This is a genomic window from Prevotella pallens ATCC 700821 (genome assembly GCF_000220255.1).
In the GTDB taxonomy this organism is placed as follows: Bacteria; Bacteroidota; Bacteroidia; order Bacteroidales; family Bacteroidaceae; genus Prevotella; species Prevotella pallens.
On sequence record NZ_GL982514.1, the window covers coordinates 61,633 to 62,594 of the forward strand.

Genomic DNA, 962 nt, shown 5'->3' on the forward strand with positions numbered 1-962 from the left:
ATAGTAAAGTAAGATAAAACTATAAATATATAAAATATGAAGGTAAATGTATTTGAAGTAACGTCTCGTCGCGTTGCAATATTGGGTTGGTCGGTGAGCTTATGTGTGGTTTTCATGTTGTTGCAACTATCTGAAAAGTATGGGCAGCATATTGATGAGCTTACGGCAGATGGGTTTAGCGTTGCCGATACGGCATCTAAGGTTACGCCATTGTTATGGCTTTGTGGGCTGTTGGTGCCTTTTTGTTCGCTGTTGGCGTGGGAACAGCTTCGCCATGCCTTGCTAAAAGCCAACCATTACTGGTTGCAGCTTATGCAGATAGTGGTGATGGTGCTTACCTTTTTGGGGGTTGTGGTGGCTGTTATCCCTTCGGATACGGCTCAAATGGTGCATGGCACGTCGCTGTTGGGTGGTTTTGCCAAATTTCAGTTGGAGTTTCCATTCTACAATAATATGGCTATTGGCATTGTTAATTTGTGTTTAGGTATTGGCATTGCTCGGTTGTTTGGCGGCAAGGTGCGCCTTTACGGCATTGGTTTGGCAGTTTTGCCAGTGCTATCTATGTTGGTTGGCGAGTTTTACACCTATTTATATACGAGCGTGGGTGGACTTACGTTGCAAGCGTTAGATACTTATCGCATTACAATGTTGGTTGTTCAGTTTGTGCTTCAGTTGGTTTTGTGGGTGTTAATGTATAGGACTTTCACTTCAACCGACGATTAGTTGGAGTGGGGGAGTGTGGCTTTTGTTGCTGCGCGCCCTACTATCTGTTGGGTAAAAGGTATGCTTTTGAGTGCGAAAGGTATATATACAAATATACAATAATACCTTTTAAGGTAAATAAAAAGATAGTTATAAGTGTATAAATGTAAATATATAAAATATTGAATAATACGACTTTATAGACTGTTTAAATACAAACAGATGTGTAAAAGTAAATATATAAAAATGTAAACCGTTGG

Annotated in this window: 1 protein-coding gene; it reads left to right on the top strand. The window is 40.0% G+C overall.

Annotated features, from left to right (window positions below):
* Positions 1 to 36: 36 nt before the first annotated feature.
* Positions 37 to 723, top strand: coding sequence for a hypothetical protein (locus HMPREF9144_RS09435; RefSeq protein ID WP_006045766.1), 687 nt, complete (start codon positions 37 to 39; stop codon positions 721 to 723).
* The last annotated feature ends 239 nt before the right edge of the window (positions 724 to 962 follow it).

Excerpts from the sequence above, each read along its gene's own strand:
- HMPREF9144_RS09435 (WP_006045766.1), top strand. The coding sequence starts at position 37 with ATGAAGGTAAATGTATTTGAAGTAACGTCTCGTCGCGTTGCAATATTG.